This is a genomic window from Bacterioplanes sanyensis (genome assembly GCF_002237535.1).
Lineage (GTDB): Bacteria > Pseudomonadota > Gammaproteobacteria > Pseudomonadales > Oceanobacteraceae > Bacterioplanes > Bacterioplanes sanyensis_A.
Window position 1 is genome coordinate 2,954,872 of the sequence record NZ_CP022530.1, and the last position, 23,125, is coordinate 2,977,996.

A 23,125-nucleotide genomic window follows, 5' to 3' on the forward strand; every position below is an offset into this window, starting at 1 on the left:
AGTCGTTACTCCACCGTGACGGATTTGGCCAAGTTGCGTGGCTGGTCAATGTCGGTGCCTTTGAGCAGGGCAACACGGTAAGCCAGCAGCTGCAGTGGCAAGGTGTACAACATGGGCATCGCCATGGCGTTGCAATCGGGCATCACAATGGCGTCCTGGATGCCATCCGCTGCTAGGTCAACACCGGCTTGGTCGCTGATTAAGGTGATCTGCGCACCGCGGGAGGCGATTTCGCGCAGATTCGACAGCGTCTTCTCCTGCAGCTCGCCGGGCGGTGCCAGTACGATCACTGGCAGTTCGTCATCGACCAACGCAATGGGGCCGTGTTTGAGTTCACCGGCAGGGTACGCTTCGGCGTGTATGTAGCTGATTTCTTTCAGTTTTAATGCGCCTTCCAGCGCCAGTGGGTACGCCATGCCACGGCCGATATAGAGCACGTTTCTGGCGCGACGCAGACGACCGGCAATGGCTTGAATGGCGTCCTGCTGTTTTAGCATCTGGCGCATTTGCTCAGGTAGGTGGCGCAAGGAATCCATCGCGTACTTGACGGTGCCCGCGTCGCAGTGAGCGCTGCTTTCTGCCAGACGCAGCGTCAGCAGGGCCAGCATCATCAGCTGTGCGGTGAAGGCTTTGGTGGAGGCCACGCCAATTTCCGCGCCTGCCAGTGTTTCGATAAAGCCAGCGCTTTCTCTGGCCATGGCGCTGGCAGGCGCATTGACCAAACTCAAACTAGTGATGCCCAGCTGTTTGGTGTAACGCAGCGCTGCCAAGGTGTCGGCCGTTTCACCGGACTGGGAAATAAACAAATGCGCACTGCTGGATGACAGTGGCGTATTGCGATAGCGAAACTCTGATGCGATGTCGAGATCGACGGGCAATGAGGCAATGCTCTCCAGCCAGTATTTGCCTACCATGCCGGCATAATATGACGAACCGCAGGCGACGATGCCCAAGCGCTGTCTGTGCTGCAACGTCAGCTTGGCATGGTCAAGCGAGGTGCCTGCAGCGTGATCGCCGTAATGGTGCAGCAGTTTTTCAATAATGCCGGGCTGCTCGTGCATTTCTTTCAGCATGTAGTGGGCGTAGCCCTGTTTGCCGTTATTAACTCGGCTTTCTTCCAGTACCTCAAACGGCCGCTCGACCAAAGCGCCGGTGTGATCGTGAATGTGCAGCTGGTCGCGGCGGATATACGCCAGATCGCCGTCTTCAAGGTGGCACGCCAGGGTTGCCTTGCTGGCCAGTGCGTTGCTGTCCGACGCCAAGTAATGAGCATCGTGCGCTTTGCCAATCACCAGCGGACTGCCCATACGCGCGGCATAGATGCAATCCGGTGAGTCGCTAAAAATGGCGGCGATGGCGAAGCTGCCTTTCAATTGTTGCAAACTGGCACGTATGGCCTCGGCTTGATCCAGCCCTTGCGCCATTTGCTGACTGATGAGCCGAGGAATGACCTCGCTGTCGGTGTCGCTGTCAAAGGCCACCCCTTGCGCTTGCAGCTGTAGCCGCAGTTGCTGATAGTTTTCAATGATGCCGTTGTGCACCACGGCGACTTGCTCGGTCATATGGGGGTGAGCATTGCGCTCATCTGGACGGCCATGGGTGGCCCAGCGGGTGTGGCCAATGCCTGTGTTGCCATCAACGGGGCTTTGCTCAATGGTGCTTTGCAAATTGCCGATTTTGCCCTCGGCTCGACGGCGCTGCAGACCGTTCGCCGCGGCAATGGCAATGCCGCTGGAGTCATAGCCGCGATAGGCCAGCGCTTCTAAGCCAGCCAGCAGACTGGAAGTGACTGAACTGCCATTAGTGGCACCAAATATTCCGCACATAATGCCGCTCCTGTTTCGAATACACAGAGGTCACAGCAGGGCTCGTGCCAGAACGCAAAAGAGCATATAAATCAAAGGCCTAGGGAGATTTTGGTGGGGTTTTGTGAGGTTGGCAGTGCGCTCAGTTGCAGAATGCATAGCGTTTTATTGAAAGCCATTGCAGAGCAATTGCGCTCTGCAATGGCCGCTTGGTCGCGGCTGTTAGGCCAAAGCGGTGTGCATATTGAGCGGGTTTTTACCCAGCGCAAAACTGAACAGGCCCATCGCCATCAGCACGCCGACGATGCCCTGTCCCAGCGGCGGTAATGGTGCGGTGGCGATATTGGAATCACCAAATGCCTCCACCGGGTCGGAGCTGACCAGGAAGATGGCGTCGTTGAAGTCCTCATCCGAGCGAAAGCCCCATTGATTGGCGCTGCGATCCACACGATTGAGGTCCTCAAATCCCATAATGACCTGCTGCTGGGTGTCGTCACTGAACAGCATGGCGACGTGACGCGACTGCTCTAAGTTGCTGTCGATGGTGCTGGTGAAGTCGGCCTCTGGGTTAAGAAAGTCGAGGCCATAAAACATTTGTGTACTGCCGGTGAGCACACCATTATTCACACGATCACCGCCCCAGGAAGCGTTTTGTGCCAAAAAGAAACTCACTGAGGTGCCGGCAGACAGCGGCCCGTCACCAACCGCGACGGTGTCGCCAGCGAGCAGCGAGCCACCGCCACGATATTCAGATGAGTTGGGAAATAACCAGCCGGAATTAACGCCATCAACTGCGTTCAACTCAGATAGAGAGACAACGCTGGAGTCGTCGATGTCGATATCGCCTTTGCTCATGCCATCAAAGGTGGTGTCGGAAAAGGAAAACCAACCGAGAGAGTTGCGATAGCCAGCGCCTTCATCTAGGAAAGTAACGGCAACGTTGGCCTCTTGGTTGACAGTAAGGTAGGGGTCGTAATCCGTGTTGAGAAACGACGTATTGACAGCTTTTTGTTCCGGTAAAGCCGTTCTAACCGTTTGCAATACGCTGTCTTCAACCGTGCGGTTTTCTATCTCTGGCGGGTCGGTGTCGAGCGCCAGTGTGGTGTGACTGGTGGCCGTCAGGCCCAGCACTATGGCTGCAGATAAGGTGGTTTTCATCATGCTTCTCCTACAGTGAACAAATGCTGCCAGGGAAGCCTGGTCAGCGTTTCGCAGCGCTGAGGGAAGGACAACGCAACGACGGGCTCGGGTGGCGTAAGCGCTTTTATGTGCAACCGTGCGAGTAGGGCATGGAGCATGCTTTGCCACCAGAAATCAAAGCTGGGGAACTGTGGTGAAATTCGTTGTTGAAACACGAAGGCGGTGCGGTTGTTGATGCTGGCCGAACGGCTTTGCCACAAACTCAGGAATTCATCGCCTTGCGGCATCACCATGATGTGCAAAAAGCCCTGGCAGTGCTGCGACCAGCCTTGCACGCCGGTAATACCGGCATCCTTGGTAAAGTGAATGCGTTTGATCTGCGCAAAACCATACGAGTTAAGAAACACGGCCGCTTGTCTTTCGACGGCGGGGCCGATGTCTGCCTGGGCCGTCACAGGCTCGCTTAGGCGTAGCGTAACGCCGAGGCTTACCAATGCTGTGATGGCGATGAAAACCATTCTGCTAGCGAGCGTGTGCAGCGCAGCCATGGCGACCTCCTAGTGCGAGAACAACAAACACCAAAGCAATCGACAGCAGCTGAAATTGCATCATGCCGGTTTCTGAGTGCCACCATTGATGCCAGTGCAGATCAAAGGTCATCATTGTTAAGCGAATTAGATTGAGGCTCAGTACCGCCAAGCCCAGTAACAGTGCTAACAGTGCAAAACGTTTGACGCTAACCGCACCGCGAAACATCAACACGCAGCCCAGTGCCAGCAGCGAATTGCCCATCAGTAGCAGCGAGCTACAGCCACGCAGAATCATCAGTTGATGATCACTTGGGCCTTGCAGTAGATTGCCGCTGAGCTGAAAGGGCACATTGGCCATGCTCAGCACAATGGCCATGAGTTGAGCGTCGAAGGCCAGAATTGGCCCAGCAAACCATTTCATGCTGTAGGTGGTGAGCACATTAGCGCCAGCGGTGAGGGTGATAATCCAACCGGCCACTTGTGCTTGCTTCGGGGTTATCTGGCCCTGGCTGATCTGGTTATGAAGTGAGCCGTATTGGCGGCCACGAGCCAGCACCAGCAATCCCGTCAATAACACGCACAGCCAGCCCAGCTGTTGGCTGGGGATGACAAACAGTATGGCCATCGCCATCAGCATCACACTGTCCCGACGGCGTGCGTTAATGGCGGGCGTACGAGCCAGTGCCACCATGCCCAAAGACAAGGTCATGCTGCTGACCATAGGGCATAAGGTGTTCACCTGGCTGCTGGCCGACAACAGGGTCGACACGCACTGTGCCAATACAATGGGCAGTGCGCAGACTTGCAGCGAACCCACGGCGAGCCATCGTTTTGCCAATCGCGGGATGGTTATCAGCATGGCTGGCCCTCCGTGTTGCCGTTTGGTTCTTTGCCTAAATGAGTGTCAACCCAATGGGCCACGGCAATGACTTGGGCAGCAAGAATGTAAATCGGCCAGGTAAACCCTTGGGTTAAAAAAGTGCCGGAAACGACGGTGCCGACCAGACCCGCCAACACCGCCATGGCGGTGGCCTGAATGGCCGGATCGACCTGTGAGCGATTGGCCTCAACACGATTGAGGGTTTTGATCGCGGTGCGCATCAGCTGAGTGATGAGCACCAAAAATACCGTCAAACCCAAAAATCCAGTCTCCGCCAGTACACCAAACCAGGTGCTGTGTACCGCGTGGTTAAGGCCGTCCCAGTGCGGGCTGTAGTAAAAATAATTGGAGTAGAAGTTATCCAGCCCCACCCCGGTTAGCGGGTTGTGTACCGCCATGCCAAACGCGGCTTGCCAGGCGTATAAACGTCCCATGGCTGAGGCGTCGATGCCTTCTTCGGCGGCACCACCTGACGATCGCCCGGAAATGCCCGCCAATAAATACAAGCCTGCGGCAGCGACCACACCAATGATCAGCAATAAGGTTTTGGAGCGAATGCGCCGATACCCATAAATGCCAAAAATGGCGATGATGCCCAGCAAGCCGCCGCGGCTTTGTGTGGCAATGATGGCGGAAAATAAGATGGGAATGCTAATCAGGCCAAGCAATCGTGTGCCGCGATCAATGCCTTGCGTCAGCATCAAACTCACCGCAAACGACGTCGGAAACATCAGTACCAGGGCCAAATCATTGGGGTCACCCAATACCGAGCCGATGTCTCGGCTGATGGTAACGCGCGTACCTTCCACTAGGCCTACGCCGCTGGCCTTGTTGATGAGCGCAACGATGCCCACCAGAATGCCCGATACCGTGATCATGCGAGAGGTTAAAGCAAAGTCCTTGGCCGTGCGCGACAGCCAGGCGATGGCAAAGGTCATCAGCGCAATCTTCCAATAAATGCCTTTGAAATACGTCAGCGCGATGGGACGGTTGCTGGCCAATACCACTCCGATGACCACCAACGCAAAAAAGATGCTTAACGTGGTCAGTTCTTTGCGCCAATAGACCTGGTACTTGCGGGTGAAACCGACATGCCAGGCCAGAGCGGCGAGCGACGCCAGCGACAACAGCAGCGGAATTTTCAGCGAATACAGCTGCGGGAAGACCTCGTGCAGGCGGAAAAACGAAAACGAGACAAACAGCAAAATCATTAAAAACGAACGATCAAGTACCAGCAAAATCGCCAGTGGCGCCAGGCTGACAGGAACCACCACCGCTGGATGTGGAATCGCCAGCCAAGCGACGCCAATAAGGCTGCAAACGCTGAGCGCAAGCAGCGTTTGCTTTCCGCGCTGATGGTGAGTCGCTACGCCCATAACCACGACCAACGCTGCTGCCAGCGGTCAGGTAACGGAATCAGCCCAAGGCACACGGCGGCGACCGCGGTCGACAGTGTTGCCACGGTGGCGAGCAGCAATTGCAATACTGGTGCTTGCTCGCTGCCAACGCTCAGTAACCAGCCACAGGCCAAGGCAGCTAGGGCCAGCAGAGGGCCGAAACGATAGGGCAATTTCTGCAATCGTTGCCCGACGACAATAAACAGCGCCAACCGCACCGCCTGTGCGATAAACAGTGCCCATACCGCGCCCCACACGCCGTAGTTGGGGGTCAGCCACAGCATGCACACGACGCCAGCGCAGGCACCCGCGGCATTCAATACCACTTGGACGCCAGTGGTGCGTCCTGCCAAGCAGCCTAGGTTGAGCAGCTCGGTGATTTCCTTTAATCCGGCTGTGGCTACGAGCACCAAGGCATAGCCAGCGGCAGCGGCGTATGCCGCTGGCATTAGCCAATCGATCAGCAGCGGGGCGGTGAGTCCGACGGCGACGGTGATGATCAGTGCCAACGCCACGCCGATGGTGTTAAAGCGTACCGCACGGGCGCTGCCCTGTGGGCCGAACAGCACCTCAAAGCGTTTCGGCATCCACCACATGCCGTAAGGCTGCAGCAGCAGAACCGTTGCCAGCGCAAATTTGGCGGCAATGCCGAGGTGCGCCACGTCTGTTAAGGTGGTGTGCTCCGCGGCAATCCAGCGATCGAGACCATTAAGCGTGAAGGCCAGCAGTCCGCTGGCTACCAGTGGCAGACCGTACACCAAGGCTTTGGCGCCGACCGCTGCACTAATGGCGAGGCCGGTATCGCGCAGCATCAGGGCCCCTAATAGCAAGGCTTGCAATACTGCCGCCAATAAGCCTGCTTCGAGAATCCCGGCTACGCCGCGATCCAAACTCAGAAACCATACGGTTAATGCCGCATGCAACGCGGCGCGGCCGGTGGTGAGGGTGAAAAAACCGACCGCTTTGTCGCGCATGCGCAGCCAACCCAGTGGCACCGCAATGGCGCCTTCAAAGGCGAGCATCAGTAGTACCAGTTGCACTTCGTAATGGCTGAGTTGTCCGGGCACCCATTGGCTTAAAACGGGGGCCAGCCAATGACTTGTCGGAATGATGAGGGCGGCGGCCAGCAGGGTCAGTGAATAAATACACGCTGCTAGGCGATGCCTTTGCGATTGATTGGGCTGTTCACCGACAAAGCGATAGAGAGCATCCTCCAGACCCAAACCGATAAGGATGCTGCCAATCACGGCCAGGCTACTGGCCAGCTCCAAACGGCCAAACTCGTCGGCGCTCAGTTGTTGGGCAACAAATGGCAGCAATAACAGCGACAGTCCTTTCATCAGCGCGATGCTGGAGCCATATAACAATGCTTGTCGCCAGACTTTGCTGGCAGTGCTGCTTGATGGCATGCCAGCGCTGCTCATAACGCCTCCGATGACAGCTTGCGGCCAGTGGCGCCGCTAGATTGCTCGATATCGCGGCGTAAAGGCTCCAGGCGCTGTTCCGCGCGATAATGCTGAGCGAGAGACTGGGCGGCACTGCCAATACGGCGCACGGTTTCCATGTCGAGGCTCAGCCGCTGCAGCAGCTCGGCCAGCGCGGCGCTGTCGCCGGGTGGGTATAGCAAGCAATGCTCTCCGTCCACCAGGTGCTGACTCCAATAGGCGCCGTCGTCAGGGATGACGACACAATGCCCAGCAGCCAACGCTTCCAAAATGGAAAGTCCGAACGGCTCTTTATCACTGGTGGAAACAAAAATATTGCACTGTGCGCGGATGGCATCGAGCTCGTCTGGGTCTTCGTGCCATTGCACGTTGCCCAGTTGCACCGGTGCTTGTGAAATTGGCAATGAGGTTTGCTGCGGGCGAATAAAACAAATATGAGCTGGCGGCCGCTGTTGGCTGTCGCACTGGCGCAGCGCCGCCACTAGTGTATTTAGACCTTTCCACTTCAATAGAGAGGCGGCCCAAAACACCACTGGCTGCTGATACTGACACGGCTGTGGCCAAGCGCTTTGGGCTATGCCATTTTTCAGCGGCTGACAGTGGTTGGGCAGGGAATCGCCAAAGGACGGCTGATAGCGGCGGATGGCGCTGAGCATGGACTGCGTGGCGCTGGTTAAATAATGCACGCTATTTGCTTGCAGCAGGCAGCGCCCCAGTGTGCGCGATGTCGCCACCGGGCCGTGGACCAACTGCAGCAGACGAAATCCGAGCAGCGGTTTTAGCAGGTACAGCGCCAGGTCGACACCAGGGCCTGAAGCGCCGATGGCGGTATCGATACGGCCGCAACGCAAACGCGTGAACAACACCAGGCCGGCCAGATACAAATGGCGGGCAAAAAAGCCTGTGCCATGATCCCGTGACGCCAGCCACGAAGGCTGTTTCAGCCGAATCACCTGGGCATGTTCGCTGTGCCAAGCCTGTGGCGATGACGTCAGCACGGTGACCCGAGTACGTTGTCGGTCCAGTAAGCCCAATGCGGTATCGGTGGCGACTTTTGATCCACCGGCAAAGGCAGTTGGGTCCAGCACCAAGGTATGACGTGGTTTATCCGCCCCTGGCAGCCAGTGGCGTGCAACGCGCTTGATAGAGCGCACGGTGGACATTAGCGGCAAACGCCACGGGCTGAGCCAACCCATGCGGTAGTGAGTCTTTTGCAGCAGCCGCTGATACAGGGCTTCAAAGCGGCCAACGTATTGTTCGATGCTGAAGTGTTTCAGCACTCGCTGGCGCCCGGCTTCGCCCAGTTGGCGGCGCAGCGCCGGGTCGTTGTGCAAAGAAGCAAGAGCTTGAGTGAGCGCTGGAACGCTTTCATGTTCGACCAATAAACCGGTTTCACCAGCACGTACCACGGTTGGGATGCCGCCGACTTTGGGGGCAACGACGGGCAAGCGATTGAGGCCAGCTTCTGCTAACACCAAGCCGAATACCTCCTCGCGCGCTGCACTGACAAACACATCCGCTCCCTGGCGCAGCAGCGCTGACACATTGCTGCGCTCGCCGAGAATATGGATGCGTTGCTGCAGCCCCAGATTGAGCGTTTGTTGTTGCAGTGCGGCGCGCTCTTCGCCGTCGCCAATGATCGCCAGGTGCGCATCGATGCCGAGCTGGCCCAGCTCGCTGACGGCCTGAATGATCAGATCCATGCCTTTTCTGTGAATCAGCGACCCGACCGTCACCAGCAAGAAATCACTGTCATCGAGCTGCAATAGGGTGCGCAGGTTGCTGCCGCTTTGGGTTTCCAATGCGCGTGTGTCAATGCCATTGGCAATGACACTGCAGCGCTCAGCCGGCATGCCATCGTCGACCAGCTGCTCGATCACCGGGGCACTGACGCCTACCAGCATGCTGGCTTGATGCAAGCCGAGGCTGAGGCGGTCTTTAAGCGGGTAACGACAATGCAAATGAGTGACCAGGGGTAGACCGGCCCAGCGTGCTGCTAGGTGCATCCATTGGGTGGGGGCGCCGCTGTTGACGTGCACCAGCGCTACGTCAAAGCGTTTGATTAAGGCGATGGCATCGCGCACCAAGCGCCCGTAGGCCAGTACATTGAAACGTGGTGCCGACCAGCCCAGCAACAGTGTAAAAGGCTGCTGGATCACAATGATGCCCAGTTCTCGTGCTGCCGCCGCCATGACAGGGCTGTTGCACCACAGTACAGCGCGGTAACGCTGGGGGTCGAGGTGCTGCATGAGGTCGAGCAAGCAGCGCTCGCTGCCGCGAATCCAGTCGTCACCGAAATGAACGAATAACAGGGTGGCAGGTTGAGAAACACTGGCTGACTGGTTCACGTTAATCACCTCAAACTTTGCTCGCTTGAATGACTTTGAGCAAGTCTTGGGCCAGTGTTCTAAGTGGTTGATTTATATGGTTTATGTTGGGTTTTGAAGAAAAAGCGCCGGCCAGTTAAGCGGGCGCAATACGAATCTGCAAATCAACCAGCGACGGGTTTTGCGATTTGCCAATAGATTGCCAACAGCTGCGGAATAACAGCCTTGGCCGAGAATTGCTGCTCAATCTTTGCAGCGGCGCTGCGCTGCATGTCAGCGCGCTGCGTCGGCGCCAGGGAGAGCCACTGCTGCACATGCTGTTGCATCGCGGCCAACTCCGGTTGCTCGACCAGCCAGCCATTTTGATGGTGGTCGATCACCCTAGGCAGGTCGCCAACGCGCGTGGCCAGTACGGGAATACCGCGCCCCATGGCTTCTAAGGCGGCCATGGGCAAGCCTTCATAGCGTGAGGGCATCAGCAGCAAGCCAATGCGCGGCCAGATCTGCGCCATGTCGCTTTGCATGCCATGCAGTATCAGATTGTCGGGCGCTTGCTGCTGGATAGTGGCAGCCAGCGGCCCGGTGCCGTAACAGTGAAATTGTGTTGCAGGCATTTGCTCGGCCAACTGCAGCAAACGATCAGGGCCTTTTTCACTGCTGAGTCGCCCAACAAACGCAATCTGCTGCCCCTGGCTCAGTGTCAGTTTGTCGGTGTCGATAAAGTTGTCCAGTACCCGCGATGACCACGGCAAGCGTTGCTGAATCTCGCGCGATACCGACAAACGGGCTTGAGCAAAAAAGCCGGTGTAGCGGTCGAGGGCATCGTACAGTCGGACTCGCCCGTTGGGCACTTCGCCAGCGTGATAGCTGCTGACCACTGGGATGCGCAGTAAGTTGGCGATGCAACGGCCAACGATGCCAGCCTTGTAGCCGTGAGTGTGGAGTAATCCGGGAGCGTGGCTGCGCAATAAATGCCATAACCGATGGGGTTTACCGTCAAAGGCGCAGCAGTCGATTCCGTTTTGTTGCAGCAACGCTTGCAAGGGGTTGTGCGCGTGTTGCCGGAACAGCACCACGGTGACAGGTCGTCCTGCTGCTTTTAAACCGGCAGCCAACTGCACAACGTGTGTTTCAATGCCGCCAATATTGCTGCTGTCCAATAAAAGCCAAATCGCCGCTGCTGAATCGTTCATCACATTCCTCCGCTTTTGCGAGAGTAAGCAATTACGGTGCCGCTAATATTGGCTGCTCTTTTATTTGGCACCTCTGAATAATTCGGTGCCCGCTCTGGATCGCCAAAGGGCTTCAGATAACGAAGCCGGTTTGCCGCTCTAGCCAGCTACAGCAAAAAACGGCGATACAGAGCTGGAGTTCTCTGGCGATCCGCGCAGGGCGCGGGCTGCAGGCCTTCATAACGTTGTTGGCGATGTTGAAAAGGACTGGCCATTTCCTGCCATCACCGCCTCGTTCTGAACACCTGCTGCACTCGCGCAGAGTTGCGCAGAATTATTCAGAGGTGCCATTTGTTTTTTGATGGTTTTCTGCGTATTGCAAAGCAAGGTTTAAAAAGCTCGCATAATGCAAAGCAAATTGCGTCTAGATGGTTGTTTTTAAAGGAAAAATGGCGATTTTTATTGGTACGTTGTTTGCCAGAGCTGAGTTAGCATCAATCAACAATAGGGCTAACGAAATGGCAAATTATTTAATCACGGGTGGTTGTGGATTTATCGGCTCGCATTTGGCCGATCGACTGTTAGCGGCCGGGCACAGAGTTCGTATATTGGACGATCTGTCCTCCGGGCATATGGCGAATGTCAGTCCTGCTTGCGATGTCATTGTCGGTGATGTGACTGATGCCGACACTGTGCAGCACTGCATGCGCAATATGGACGGTTGTTTTCATCTGGCGGCGGTTGCTTCAGTGCAGCGCTCCAATGAAGAGTGGGCACGGACGCATCAAATCAATCTGACCGGCTCGGTCAATGTGTTTGATGCTGCCAAACAACAAAAAACTCCGGTGGTGTATGCCTCGTCGGCCGCCGTGTACGGTGATAATGCCGATATGCCACTGCGTGAAGTGTCCAGTGTTCGACCGTTAACCGCCTATGGTGCGGATAAACTGGGCTCTGAATTACATGCGCGCGTGGCGGCGCTGATGCACGACATTCCCAATGTCGGTTTGCGCTTTTTTAATGTGTTCGGTCCGCGCCAGGATCCCAGTTCACCGTACTCGGGTGTTATTTCTATTTTTGTTGACCGGCTGCTGAAACAACAGCCATTGACCATATTTGGTGACGGCGAACAAACGCGCGACTTTATTTATGTGGCCGATGTGGTCAGCTTTCTGGTGGCGGCGATGGATAAAGCCGACACCACACACCCGGTATTTAATGTCTGCACCGGTCAGTGCATTACCATCAATCAAATGGCTCGTATGCTGCTCACTTTAACCAGTAGCAATGCCGGTATTCGTCATATGAAAGCGCGCCAGGGCGATATTCGTGTGTCGATCGGCAACCCCAGCAAAGCCAACCGTGAACTGGGTGTCGTGGCGCAGTACAGTGTTTTGGAAGGGTTGCGAAAATTGGTGTTGGAATCAGGCCATCGCGAACGGGTGGCTTGATAATATCGCTGACAACGGCGCCTGAGCTCATGCCCAAAAACAGTACTCACGCTCCGGACTCTTAGCCTAGCCTTTGCGCCTAGCCTTTGAGCCGGAGCGCACCGTTACTCGACAGCGTCTTGTTCCCAAGTTTGTTTTTTGCGGTAAATAGTGGACGGGCTGACTTCCAGCAGGCCAGCGGCCCTTGGAATGTTGCCCTCACACACCGCGATGGCATGCTCTATGGCTTCGCGCTCAATGTCCGCCAGTGGCCGAATGGTGGTGGAGGCTGGCACTGGCGACACGTCGCCACTGTGCTCGGCAGCAGCGGGCGCTTCGGTCTCAGCTCGATAGCGCGTGGCGGGCTTGTCGGCCAGCACGGTATCCAGCGGTGGTGGGATATGATGCGGGCGCACCAGGATATCGTCATGCAGCACCACGGTGTTGCGAATAACATTTTGCAGCTGGCGCACATTGCCTGGCCAGTCGTAATGTCTCAGCATCACTTCAGCCTCGGGGGTAAAACCCTCGAAGCGTTTGCCTTCTTCTTCGGCGAAGGTGAGCAAGAATTGCTGTGCAATGGCTAAGATGTCGTCGCCGCGCGTCCGCAGTGGCGGCAGCTGCAATGGCACAACGTGCAGTCGGTAATACAAATCCTCACGGAATCGTTTGGCGTTGACTTCTTCCATCGGATCTTTATTGGTGGCGCACAAAATGCGGATGTCGACGGCTTCTTCTTTGCTGGAACCGACTTTTTGAAACCGACCACTTTGAATAAAACGCAGCAATTTCTTTTGCAGCTCTAGGTCCATTTCACACACTTCGTCCAGAAATAATGTCCCGCCATCGGCTTGCGCCGCCGCACCTTTGCGCTCCGCGGCAGCGCCGGTAAAGGCGCCTTTTACATGGCCGAATATTTCGCTTTCCATTAAATCGTGCGGAATGGCTCCGCAGTTGATGGCAATAAAAGGTTTGCCTTTGCGTGGACTGCGGTTGTGAATGGCTTCGGCGCAGACTTCTTTGCCGGTGCCGCTTTCGCCGGTAATAAAGACCGTGGCTTTGCTTGGGGCGGCGGCATCAATAATTCGGTAGGTGGCTTGCATCGGCAGACAGGAGCCGATAAAGCCTTCGTAGCGCTCGCGCTCAAAGGTGGTTTGAATGTCCTGGACCAAATGCTCCAGGCGACTGCGCTCCAACAAATTGTGCACGCTGGTTCTTAATCGCCCGGCGGTGATGGGTTTTTCTAAAAAATCGTCCGCTCCCAAGCGCATCAGATCGACGGCTAGGTCGACGGAGCCATGGCCAGTGATGATGCACACGGCGCTCGGAATGCCTTCGTTTTTTACCCATTCCAGAATGTCCTGGCCATCCATGTCGGGCAACTTAAGGTCCAATAAAATCAGGTCGGGAGGGTTGTCGCTGATCACGCGCTTGGCCTCGGCGCCGGTATCAACGTGTTTGATGTGCAGGTGTTGGTCCTTGAGATATTCCAGATATAAGGTTGCGAGTGGTAAAGAATCCTCGATCACCAGGATGCGGTTTGTCTCTGGCATTGCCGGTTTACCTGTGTCAGTCCATGGTCTGTATCAAAGATAGCCTGTCTGGGTGGCAGATGCAGTAGCGAGGGGCATATTCAGGCATCCAGCGCCGCGCCGTACACAGATTCAACGTGTTGCTGTAATTGGTCGAAGGAATGTTGTGCCGTTTGCGCTAAGGTGCTGGCCAACTCCAGTGCTGTGTCATAGTCCTGTTGGCGACATAAGCGTTCGATCTCGCGGCATTGCTGACATAAACGCGTAACGCCGTGGGCGGCGGCGCTGCTGCCCAGGGTGTGCGTTTCAAATTCCAGTGTTTGCACATCGTGGTTGGCCAGGGCGTGTTGCAAAGCCTGCAGTCGTTGCTGTGAGTCCTGTATAAACAGGTCGCAGAGTTTGGGTATGAGCGCGGCGGAGGTGTCTTTTGCCAATTGCTGCAATACACCGCTGTTAACGTAAGGCTCAGCGGGCTCAGCGGGCTCAGCGGGCTCAGGGGGTTGTTCGGGGTTGTGTTGTATCGGCTGCGCAGCGTCAGTGATGGACGCTGTCCACTGGGCGATGCAGGACAGTAACTTGTCGCCCTGCAGTGGTTTGGTGAGACAGTCGTTCATGCCGGCGGTTAAAAAGCGCTCGCGATCACCGTCCAAGGCATGAGCGGTAATCGCAACGATGGGCACTTGCGCAATGCCGCCCGGCAGTTGGCGAATGATCTGTGTTGCCTGCATGCCATCCATGCGCGGCATAGAAATGTCCATCAGTATTAAATCGTAGGGCCGCTGCTGACAGGCGGCCACGGCTTCTTCGCCATCGGCGGCGACGTCGACTAGCAAATCGGCGGCGTCCAAGATGCTTTTAAATACAAACTGGTTGGCACTGTTGTCCTCGGCCAGCAGGATGCGAAGCCCGGCTTTTGGCTTAAGTAAGGTTGTTGCGGCGGTATCGTCTTCCGCCTTGGAGATCGCCACAGGCAGGGTCAGGTCAACATAAAAGGTACTGCCGTGGCCTTGTTGGCTGATAACGCCAATGTCGCCTTCCATTAAGGTCACCAAGCGTTTGCAAATGGCCAAACCAAGGCCGGCGCCTTCTTGTTTGCGCGCCAGGCTTTGGTCGGCCATGGTGAACTCTTCAAATAGCTGGGCTTGCTCGTCTTCAGCGATGCCAATACCGGTGTCCTGTACTTGCAGCCTGAGTGAGACCTGCTCGCCTTGCTGTTGCAGCAGCATGGCATTGACGTCGATGTGGCCTTTAACCGTGAACTTAATGGCATTATTGATCAGGTTAATCAGTATTTGTCGCAACCGATCGGCATCGCCGTTCAGTCGGCTGGGCACGTCTTCGTCAATGCGATAACTAAGTTGCAGGCTTTTATTTTGCGCCTGTGGTAGTAGCAGCTCGTGCACTTGCTGAAATAGGGTGTGGATCGCAAAGTCGGCGTTCTCCAACGACAGTTTGTTAGCCTCCATTTTGGAAAAATCCAGAATGTCATTGATGATGGTCAGCAGGTGTTCACCAGATTCACGTGCTGTTTTCACCATCGACTGCTGCTCGCTGTTTAAGGGTGTTTTTTTCAATAACCCCAACACGCCTAAAACACCATTCATTGGCGTACGAATTTCGTGGCTCATCGATGCCAAAAAACGACTTTTTGCTTCGTTGGCTTGCTCTGCTTGTTGGCGCGCGCGCAGCAGCTCGTCTTCGTTGCGCTTCAGTTCGGTCATGTCAACAAAATGGGCAACGTAATGGCTGGCTTTGCCGTGTTTATTCAGCACTGCATTTATGTTCAAGTGCTCGGCAAATAGCTCTCCGTTTTTGCGGCGATTGGTGATCTCGCCGCTCCAGCGACCGGTTTTTTCGAGCTCTTGCCACAGCTGCTGGTAAAAGTGCTTGTTCTGCTGGCCCGAGGAGAGAATGTTGGGGCGGTGACCGATGACTTCGTGTGCGGCATATCCGGTGATACGGCTAAAGGCCTGGTTAACGCGAATAATATGGCCGTCACGGTCGGTAATTAAAATGGCCTCTTCGGATTCAAAGGCGTGTGCGGCAATGCGCAGCTCGGTTTCATAACGGCGGCGGCGGGTGATGTCGCGAATAAAGGCGGTAAATTCTATGGCGTCGCCTGTCTGCAAGGCTGATATGGCGATTTCAATAGGAAAGGTTTCACCATTTTTGCGCTGCGCCAACAGCTCCATGCGTTTGCCCAGCATGGCGCCTTTGCCAGTGTTCAGGTACTGAGTCATACCCTCTTGGTGGGCGTCGCGCAGCGTTTCGGGAATGATGTACTCGGCCATATTGCGCCCGCTGATTTCAGCGGCGCTCCAACCGAATATCTCTTCCGCGGCGTGGTTGTAATCGATCACTGTGCCGTGTTGATCAATGGTGATCATGGCATCCAGCGACGCATTTAATATGGCTTGGTGTTTTTTCTCAGCTCGCTGGGCGGCGACGATATCCTGTTGGTCGCGTTCATGCTGTGCATCCAATGCTTTGACGCGGCGTGATACACGCTGAGCAAAACGATTAAAGGCCTGGGCGAGATCGCGCTCTGCACCTGTGTCCGGAACATCCAGAGTGTCGTCTACGTCGCCTTTATTAAGTAAGGCGCTGGCGTTTTTAAGAAAATGAAATTGGCGCGTCAGGTAGCTGCCGCCCAAAAAAGCCAATAGGGCAATAAGCACCAGTTCTACGCCAGCGATGGACAGCAGCCATTGGCTGCCAGATAGCAGGTTGTTGGCGGTAATGGCGACGACTAAATGCGCGACCAGCCTGTCTTGCTGGTGAATATCCTGGCGCATGATCACCTGCTGAGCGTCAGTGGATTGATCAAGTAATGCGACTTCGCCAGCCTGCGCCAGTACCTCAGCATCTTGGTGAATCTGCACCAGTGCCACGCCGTCTTTTTCGACAAAACTCTGTGCCAGCTGCTGCAGTGCTTGAGCATCGCCCTTGCGCGCGGGGTCGCTGGCAAGAATGCTGAGCAGCTCCATGGTTACGTCGGCGCGTTGATGGAGCTGTTGCTCGTTATTGTGGCTGAGCATGTTCAGGGCACTGATGATGAGGACGACCAGTAACATCGACTCAATCAGTGCAATGCCCAGCACGAGTTTGATACGCAGGCTCACGGTGACCCCTGTTGCAGCAGTGTAACGTCAATCTAGCATAAGCAAACTACGGCCGTGTTTGTTACTGTTGAAACAGCAAGCGACGTACTTTTTGGCCGAGCTTCTCCAGTGAAAATGGCTTGGTGACATAGGCATCGGCACCACGTTCAAAGGCATCTTCCACATCTCCCAGCAGGTTGCGTCCGGTGAGCATAATCACCGGAATATTCTGTGTTGTATCGACGCATTTCAGGCATTCCAACACGTCTGGGCCGTCAATGTCGGGCAGTACCCAATCCAATAAAATCAGGTCGGGTTGCTGAGTTTGCGCCAGGCGCAGACCGTCCTGCCCACAGGTGGCCGCTGAGACTTTTAATTGCCCTTGTTGCGATAAACGAATGCCAATCATGCGTTGCAGCGATCGATCGTCATCAATCACCAATACGTGCTTCTTTTTCTGATTGAAAAACATGCTTGCTCTCCTTACTGCCGGTTGTCGCTGCGTGTTGCCGCTGGAATGGGTTCCAGCAACAACAGTAGGCTGTCGTCTTTGGGTGGAATACCGGCCAGTCGATCAAAGGCCAGCATGACATTGGCGTTGGCTTCATCGATGGGCAGGTGCAAGGTGTCGATCAAAGTTTGCTGTATTTGTTGCTCCAGCTGTAAACGCCCGGACTCACTGTCGGCAGATTCAAATAAACCGTCGGTGTAACAGGCGATGCGCTGGCCTGCAGACAATACAAAATGCTCGCTGTTGTAGCGGGTGTCGTCGGTTAATCCAGGCAATATGCCATTCACCGGCAGCGGCTCTATGCCGGACTGTGATATCAACAAAGGTGCTGGGTGACCGCCGCAGGCGATGTTCAGTTCACCGGCATCGCCCAGTTGCAGTACAATGCTGGTTAGGGTGATTTGCGACAGCAGCTCATCTTGGTAAGCACCGTCGGATAACTGTGTAAGAAAATCGCAGGGTTTAAGGTGGTCTGCCGATGTCGACGACAGCAGGCCACGCACATAGCCGCTGTAGGCGTAGGAGAAAAACTTCGCCACTTCGTCGTGTCCCATAATATCAATCAGGGTAATCAGACTGTGTTGCTCTCCGGCTTGAAATAACACCAAATCACCACCGCCGACACCAGAGTTACGGCTGCCTAACGACAATTGCCATTGATGTAATTGCTTGGGCAAGCGTGGCGTCAGTGTTTGACTAATGCGCTGATTTATCCGGTCGGTGAGTTGGCGGTAAATCTGCTGCGAACGCTCAAGTACCCGCTGTACCGTGTACAGCAAATTTTCTTTTTGCACCGGCTTGACTAAATAATCGTCAATGCCGAGGGCGGTGGCTTGCTGCAGTAGATTTTGGTCACTCGATGAGGTGAGAAAAATAAACGGCAAGGTGTCCGTGCGGCTGGTGTTGGCAATGTGCTGGCGCAAATCCAAACCATTCATACCCGGCATACGTATGTCCGACAGCACTAGATCAATGGGATGTTCGTTGATGATGCTCAGGGCTTCCCGACCATCGGCGGCGCTGTGAATGGAAAACTGCTCGGCTAAATACGCCGTTAATAAGCGCCGTTGTGAGGCATCGTCGTCAACCAATAACAGCGACGGTTTGTCATTTTGATGATGGCGTTGCCAGCGCAGTTCCAGTCGATTCCAGCGACTGCTGCTGGCTGGCTGGTAATCGAGCTGATCGCTCAACGCCCTGATTAATTCAAGGCCGCGGCCATGTGTTTGCAAACTAAACTCGCCGCTGCACGTGGCTGTCTGCTGGTCGGTATGCTGGTCTGGGTCAAATGCTGTGCCATTGTCTTCGACGCTGAGCCACCATTGTTGTCGGTTGCTGCCGAACTTCAGCCGCATCAGACTGGTGGCGAGGTTGTGCTCGACAAGATTGGCACCGACTTCGGATACGCACAGCAAAATGTCGTTGCGTTGACGCTTAATCGGCAGACGGTGAATAAGGATGGCTTCCAGTTGCTGGCGAAATGCTGAGACCGAGGCCAGCGTTGAAGGCAGTTCCAGTTCAAGCAATAAGGTGTTCACGCTATACCTCCAAAGATAATAAAGGGTTCTGGCGAATCCATTGCCTGAGTGCCTGTGCTAAGCGGCGAGCAAAACGTGGCAAACGATTCACTTCGCGCAGCAACTCCTGTTGCAAGGGCGGATTAAAACGATCATTCAGTACGCAGCCGAGCAGGTTGGCGTCGCTACTGCGTAACTTTTCTACCGCAGCTTGCGCCATACTCTCGGTGGTTTGACCTGCCAGTATCACCAGCAGACAGCCGTCACATGCAGTGGCCACTTGCTCGGCCGGAATATTGTTGGCGTTGATGCGACTAAATGGCGAGGTGTCAAAAATCAAGGTGTCGAAGTCGCGCTGCCATTGTTGAATTTGGCGGCTGAGTTCCTCTGGCCGGCGCAGTTGCAAAATGTCTTCCCGCCGAGCCGGTGCTACCACGCCAGTCAATGCCAGGCTACGACCACTGCTGCCCACTAGCTGAGGCTGGTGGCAGGCTTTGGAAGTCAGTGAATTTTCGACCATTGCCAAGCTTTTTAGCGTTGGCCGATAGAGGTTCAGATCGACCAATAATGTGCTTTTGCCCGCTAATAGACTGCGCTGCGCTAATGCGATGGCCAGTGTGCTGACGCCTTCTTCTGGGTTGGCGGCGGTAATGGCTAAGCTGCGAATGCCTCTGGCCAAGGTTTGATGGTAGATCTCTTCGATCTCCATGTGTTGCGCAGGTATGTTCATCAGATGATCCCCAGTAACGCCAGCAAGGCAACGGATTGGAAAATGTCACTGATACCGACACGTACTTGCTCTGCGGTGCTGTCGGCTTTATTCGGTACGAATATGGTATCGCCAGCGCGAATAACGGGCAGTGATGCAAAGTTGGCAGTGCGGCTAAACTCAGACAAATTAAAGGTTCTTGCCTGATCGCGGCAGCAGGATAAATTCACCACGGTAATTTTCTCGGTGTAAGCATTGCTGCCGGTGCCGCCAGCTTCGGCCAATAAATCCAGCAGCGTCATGTTGTCGTTAAAGCGATAGCGTCCTGGCTTATTGACTGCGCCTAACACGCGCACCGTGGTTTCTTTAGGCTGATCGAGCCAAATGCGATTTTTTTCAGGCACAAATATGGTGTCGCCAGTGCGCACCTCGGGTAATAAGTTTGGATCGCCGGTTTCAAAATACAGGGCTAAATTCAGTTTGCTCACGCGAGCGTGCTTGCCATTGCGGTGCGTGATACGAATGTTGTGAATGTCCGCATTGCCGGTAGGACCGTCGGCTGCAGACAAAATGTCGAGAAAATGCATGTCGTTGGTGAAACGATAGCGTCCAGGTGCACCGACTTGGCCAAATACATAAATGGAACGTTGTGAACTTTGACGCACCCATTGGGACTTATTGTCAGACGGGTCTTGCGGTAAGTCGTGCACACGTACAGTGGCACCGGCGCGAATCAGTGGCAATTCGCTGTCGTGTCCACCGCGTTTGATAAAACGGTCTAAATCAAATACGTGCGTGCGTGTTTTACCGTCGTCTTGCGGTGAGACGACTTCGATATTGCTGGTGTCCGCCCGCGAGGTTGGGCCGCCCACGTGCGCTAGCAGATCCAGCAGCGACATCTCATTGGACCATTCAATTCTGCCTGGGCGTACCACTTCACCAAGCACTCGTACGGCGCGGTCTGGTGCCACTTTTAACCAAGATTTTTCATTCATGTCGGTTTTTTCTGGCACAAAGATGGCGTCGCCCGGCTCAATCTTTGGTGGGCGCTGGGCCAGGGTGCCTTCGGTGTAGCCGCTGAGATCAAAGCGAATGACTTCACCACTGGCCTTTAAAATGCGGATTTGTCGCGATTCGGCGAAGCGGGTAGGGCCGCCGGCGTTGGCCAGAATGTCCATAAACGTGGCGCCTTTTTTACCTTCATAGGCACCGGGCTCCGCCACTTCACCCATGATGTAAACGGTGTTGGCGCCGGATTTAATTTCTTCTTCTTGGCGCGGCACAAAAATCGTGGCGCCGGCATTAATCACAGGCAGCAGCGATTCATTACCACTGTCGAGGTAGCGTTTTAGGTTAAACAGCTCTGGCTCGCTGTTGGATATCACGCGAATTTGTTCCACCCCGGCGTAGCGTGTGACGCCACCCGCGCGCATCAGTAAGTCCACCAGGCTCATGGATGGTTTGTAGGAAAAGCTGCCCGGACGATTGACCTCTCCAAACACCTTGATCGCTTTTCTGTCTTCCGCTGCGTCTCCGCCATCGGCCAGCTTGGCAGGATCAAACTCGGTTTCGACATTGCCAATCATGGGCGACGCCGGAATAAACAAGGTGTCTAATGAGCGCAGTGTGGGCAGGCGCGAGAAGTCACCGCTGTCGAGAAACGCTTTGTAGTCAAAGTTGCGGCTGTTGCCGTCGCGCTTGAGTTGCAAACGATCCAACTGTGCGCCGGAGCGCAATCCGCCGGCAGCGTGCAGGGCGACTTGCACCGAAGCACTGGCTGGTAGCGTGTATTCACCCGGTTCTTTGACGTAGCCTTGAATGTTGATCAGCATTTGCTGTTGGCTGACGTAGACTTTTAAATGGCTTAAGTCGCGATACACGCTGCTCATGGCGGTGGTCACCGTGTCGGCCAAAGCCTCTTCGCTCAGCCCCGCCACCGATACGCTGCCCACTTCTGGAATGTTGATGCGCCCCTGGCGATCCACTTGCAGCGGCGCATTGAGCGAGCTTTCGCCTGGCAAGGTGACGCGGATTTGATCGCCCACTTGGATGATATAGGCGGCGGCCTGGGCGCTGGTGAGCACCAGCGCGGCGTAGGTGAGCAGTGCAAGCAAAGGTTTCATTGGGTTACTCCATGGCGCTGGCCGGTGTCTGTGATACGTCGATCACTTCGATGCTGACGCGGCGATTGGTCAGCAGCACGTGGCTTTCATTGCCGTGAAACAAGGGGTCATCAGCGCCCACGGCATCGGTATGAATACGTTTCTCGGTAATGCCAAAAATGCTCAGGTAGCGCTGTACTTGCTGCGCTCGAGCCATGGCCAATTCACGATTACGCTCGCTGCTGCCGCGGGCATCGGCGTGGCCGGTGATATTAAGGTGGTAGTTCGCTTGGTCTTTCAGTAGTTGCGCCGCTTCGGCCAACCGCCCCATGTACTTTGGGTTGATGTGGGCTGAGTCGGTGGCGAACTGGTTGTCGCTGTTGAGCAGCTCATAAACGCGACGCACTTGCTGTTGGTCGCTGTCGGCTTGCTGTTGCTCTGCTGAGCTGACTTCACACACGCGATGCTGCTGCACGTAATCCAGTTGTTTTTCCAGACGCTGCAGTTGTTTGCGCTGAATGATCAGATCGTTGGCGGCATCAAAATCTAGGCCACCGGTGAGCTGGCGGATAATGCGATGCTGGCGCTCCTGCGCCTGCACCACGGCGGCAGGGAAGCACAGGGCTGCACCTTCCAGAATCAACACGTCCAATTGCTGTTTGACCAGCACGTACTCAAAGCGCAGGCCATGTTCTGGCCCCATGGGTTGGTCTGGCATCACCGGCACACCCATGTAGGCGTACTGTTCTGCCATGCCACCGCGCCCGTACTCTGGCCACACGGAGCAGCCACTGATCCCTGTGGCGAGCATCAATATCCCAATCGTTAAGCGTCGCATTTATCTGGCTTCCTGAAAGTGGTTGGCGGATTGCACCGGAATGGCGGTGTTGATGCGCAGCAGTTCCATCAGCTCCAGTGGCTGGCCGGAGGCGTTGCTGATTGACAGCGAGCCACCTTTGCTTTTGATGCGTTTGTAGAGGTAAACGATGGCGCCGATGCCAGATGAATCGAGAAAATTCACCTTACTGATGTCGATGACCACAGCACGGTCACCGGCGTTGTCAGCAATGCGCTCGATGTCGTCGCGGATCAGACTGCAGCCTTGTGCGTCCATTTCCCCGCGCACGGAAATGGTCATTTCACGATCACCGCTTTTGATGGTTTCTATTTGCATGGTTCTGTCTCCAAACATGACGGTCACTCCTCGGTTGGTGTTGTGGTGTTCATAGCAGTGCCTGTGCCAACTTCAAAAGTTCTTTAAAAACAATGGCTTGAGGGTTTGTGGCTGGTTGAGGGAAAGAGCGATATGGAGGTGGCTTGCAGAATGCGAATGGTTTTGCACAGCTGGGTCAGCGGTTTGGGGTGAGCGGTTTGGGGTGAGCGGTTTGGGGTGAGCGGTTTGAGGTAAACGGTCGGGTGTAAATAACCAGATGCGAGTTGAGGGGAAATGGCTGAATCAATGCCTGTGTGCGTAGAGAGAAGAGCAGTTGCAGCAATTTGACGTTTTCCGCCTTGTGCGGGTAACCC

Annotated in this window: 17 protein-coding genes; 1 reads left to right on the forward strand and 16 read right to left on the reverse strand. The window is 55.3% G+C overall.

Annotated features, from left to right (window positions below; translation table 11 throughout):
• Window positions 1-5: 5 nt before the first annotated feature.
• The 8 genes from glmS to CHH28_RS13680 form a co-directional block, all read right to left on the reverse strand.
• Window positions 6-1,826 (reverse strand): glutamine--fructose-6-phosphate transaminase (isomerizing), encoded by a 1,821-nt coding sequence (gene glmS, locus CHH28_RS13645; RefSeq protein WP_094060827.1) that lies wholly within the window; start codon window positions 1,824-1,826, stop codon window positions 6-8.
• A gap of 201 nt (window positions 1,827-2,027) precedes the next feature.
• Complete coding sequence (locus CHH28_RS13650) at window positions 2,028-2,966, reverse strand: DUF4114 domain-containing protein (protein WP_094060828.1); 939 nt, start codon at window positions 2,964-2,966, stop codon at window positions 2,028-2,030.
• Window positions 2,963-3,493, reverse strand: coding sequence for a hypothetical protein (locus CHH28_RS13655; protein WP_094060829.1), 531 nt, complete (start codon window positions 3,491-3,493; stop codon window positions 2,963-2,965). Before CHH28_RS13655 ends, CHH28_RS13650 begins: the two co-directional genes overlap by 4 nt.
• The gene (locus CHH28_RS13660; protein WP_094060830.1) at window positions 3,468-4,334 is read right to left on the reverse strand and encodes a hypothetical protein; all 867 of its coding nucleotides are present in this window, start codon (window positions 4,332-4,334) and stop codon (window positions 3,468-3,470) included. Before CHH28_RS13660 ends, CHH28_RS13655 begins: the two co-directional genes overlap by 26 nt.
• Window positions 4,328-5,731, reverse strand: coding sequence for an O-antigen ligase family protein (locus tag CHH28_RS13665; RefSeq protein ID WP_094060831.1), 1,404 nt, complete (start codon window positions 5,729-5,731; stop codon window positions 4,328-4,330). Before CHH28_RS13665 ends, CHH28_RS13660 begins: the two co-directional genes overlap by 7 nt.
• A complete protein-coding gene (locus CHH28_RS13670) occupies window positions 5,722-7,176 on the reverse strand; it encodes a lipopolysaccharide biosynthesis protein (RefSeq protein WP_199243906.1) in 1,455 nt (484 codons plus the stop codon). Before CHH28_RS13670 ends, CHH28_RS13665 begins: the two co-directional genes overlap by 10 nt.
• Window positions 7,173-9,545 carry a glycosyltransferase family 4 protein gene (locus CHH28_RS13675; protein WP_094060832.1) on the reverse strand — a complete coding sequence of 791 codons (2,373 nt, stop codon included), beginning with the start codon at window positions 9,543-9,545 and terminating at the stop codon, window positions 7,173-7,175. Before CHH28_RS13675 ends, CHH28_RS13670 begins: the two co-directional genes overlap by 4 nt.
• Window positions 9,546-9,688: 143 nt before the next feature.
• On the reverse strand, window positions 9,689-10,717 hold the full coding sequence (locus CHH28_RS13680) for a glycosyltransferase family 4 protein (RefSeq protein WP_094060833.1): 1,029 nt from the start codon (window positions 10,715-10,717) through the stop codon (window positions 9,689-9,691).
• A gap of 497 nt (window positions 10,718-11,214) precedes the next feature.
• On the opposite strand from CHH28_RS13680, the gene CHH28_RS13685 reads away from it, so the two are divergent.
• The gene (locus CHH28_RS13685) at window positions 11,215-12,147 is read left to right on the forward strand and encodes an SDR family NAD(P)-dependent oxidoreductase (RefSeq protein WP_094062089.1); all 933 of its coding nucleotides are present in this window, start codon (window positions 11,215-11,217) and stop codon (window positions 12,145-12,147) included.
• 104 nt (window positions 12,148-12,251) lie between these two features.
• Here the strand turns inward: CHH28_RS13685 and CHH28_RS13690 are convergent, their stop codons facing one another.
• The 8 genes from CHH28_RS13690 to CHH28_RS13725 all read right to left on the reverse strand — a co-directional run bounded on the left by CHH28_RS13690 (window position 12,252) and on the right by CHH28_RS13725 (window position 22,790).
• Window positions 12,252-13,679: a sigma-54-dependent transcriptional regulator gene (locus tag CHH28_RS13690; protein ID WP_094060834.1), complete on the reverse strand. Its 1,428-nt coding sequence runs from the start codon at window positions 13,677-13,679 to the stop codon at window positions 12,252-12,254.
• An 80-nt stretch (window positions 13,680-13,759) separates the two neighbouring features.
• Window positions 13,760-16,780, reverse strand: coding sequence for a PAS domain S-box protein (locus CHH28_RS13695; RefSeq protein WP_094060835.1), 3,021 nt, complete (start codon window positions 16,778-16,780; stop codon window positions 13,760-13,762).
• Between the two features lie 61 nt (window positions 16,781-16,841).
• Window positions 16,842-17,231, reverse strand: a complete 390-nt coding sequence (locus tag CHH28_RS13700; RefSeq protein ID WP_094060836.1) for a response regulator transcription factor — start codon at window positions 17,229-17,231, stop codon at window positions 16,842-16,844.
• Between the two features lie 11 nt (window positions 17,232-17,242).
• Complete coding sequence (locus CHH28_RS13705) at window positions 17,243-18,808, reverse strand: response regulator (protein ID WP_094060837.1); 1,566 nt, start codon at window positions 18,806-18,808, stop codon at window positions 17,243-17,245.
• Between the two features lies 1 nt (window position 18,809).
• Window positions 18,810-19,517 (reverse strand): protein SypD, encoded by a 708-nt coding sequence (locus CHH28_RS13710; protein ID WP_094060838.1) that lies wholly within the window; start codon window positions 19,515-19,517, stop codon window positions 18,810-18,812.
• Window positions 19,517-21,619 (reverse strand): SLBB domain-containing protein, encoded by a 2,103-nt coding sequence (locus tag CHH28_RS13715; protein ID WP_094060839.1) that lies wholly within the window; start codon window positions 21,617-21,619, stop codon window positions 19,517-19,519. The genes CHH28_RS13710 and CHH28_RS13715 overlap by 1 nt, the downstream gene beginning before the upstream one ends.
• Before the next feature lie 4 nt (window positions 21,620-21,623).
• Window positions 21,624-22,436, reverse strand: coding sequence for an OmpA family protein (locus CHH28_RS13720; protein ID WP_094060840.1), 813 nt, complete (start codon window positions 22,434-22,436; stop codon window positions 21,624-21,626).
• A complete protein-coding gene (locus CHH28_RS13725) occupies window positions 22,437-22,790 on the reverse strand; it encodes an STAS domain-containing protein (RefSeq protein WP_199243907.1) in 354 nt (117 codons plus the stop codon).
• Between the last annotated feature and the right edge of the window lie 335 nt (window positions 22,791-23,125).

What these genes read in the sequence shown, in the direction of transcription:
- glmS (WP_094060827.1), bottom strand. Translation starts at nt 1,826, where the DNA reads ATGTGCGGAATATTTGGTGCCACTAATGGCAGTTCAGTCACTTCCAGT.
- CHH28_RS13650 (WP_094060828.1), bottom strand. Translation starts at nt 2,966, where the DNA reads ATGATGAAAACCACCTTATCTGCAGCCATAGTGCTGGGCCTGACGGCC.
- CHH28_RS13655 (WP_094060829.1), bottom strand. Translation starts at nt 3,493, where the DNA reads ATGGCTGCGCTGCACACGCTCGCTAGCAGAATGGTTTTCATCGCCATC.
- CHH28_RS13660 (WP_094060830.1), bottom strand. Translation starts at nt 4,334, where the DNA reads ATGCTGATAACCATCCCGCGATTGGCAAAACGATGGCTCGCCGTGGGT.
- CHH28_RS13665 (WP_094060831.1), bottom strand. Translation starts at nt 5,731, where the DNA reads ATGGGCGTAGCGACTCACCATCAGCGCGGAAAGCAAACGCTGCTTGCG.
- CHH28_RS13670 (WP_199243906.1), bottom strand. Translation starts at nt 7,176, where the DNA reads ATGAGCAGCGCTGGCATGCCATCAAGCAGCACTGCCAGCAAAGTCTGG.
- CHH28_RS13680 (WP_094060833.1), bottom strand. Translation starts at nt 10,717, where the DNA reads ATGAACGATTCAGCAGCGGCGATTTGGCTTTTATTGGACAGCAGCAAT.
- CHH28_RS13685 (WP_094062089.1), top strand. Translation starts at nt 11,215, where the DNA reads ATGGCAAATTATTTAATCACGGGTGGTTGTGGATTTATCGGCTCGCAT.
- CHH28_RS13690 (WP_094060834.1), bottom strand. Translation starts at nt 13,679, where the DNA reads ATGCCAGAGACAAACCGCATCCTGGTGATCGAGGATTCTTTACCACTC.
- CHH28_RS13700 (WP_094060836.1), bottom strand. Translation starts at nt 17,231, where the DNA reads ATGTTTTTCAATCAGAAAAAGAAGCACGTATTGGTGATTGATGACGAT.
- CHH28_RS13710 (WP_094060838.1), bottom strand. Translation starts at nt 19,517, where the DNA reads ATGAACATACCTGCGCAACACATGGAGATCGAAGAGATCTACCATCAA.
- CHH28_RS13715 (WP_094060839.1), bottom strand. Translation starts at nt 21,619, where the DNA reads ATGAAACCTTTGCTTGCACTGCTCACCTACGCCGCGCTGGTGCTCACC.
- CHH28_RS13720 (WP_094060840.1), bottom strand. Translation starts at nt 22,436, where the DNA reads ATGCGACGCTTAACGATTGGGATATTGATGCTCGCCACAGGGATCAGT.
- CHH28_RS13725 (WP_199243907.1), bottom strand. Translation starts at nt 22,790, where the DNA reads ATGTTTGGAGACAGAACCATGCAAATAGAAACCATCAAAAGCGGTGAT.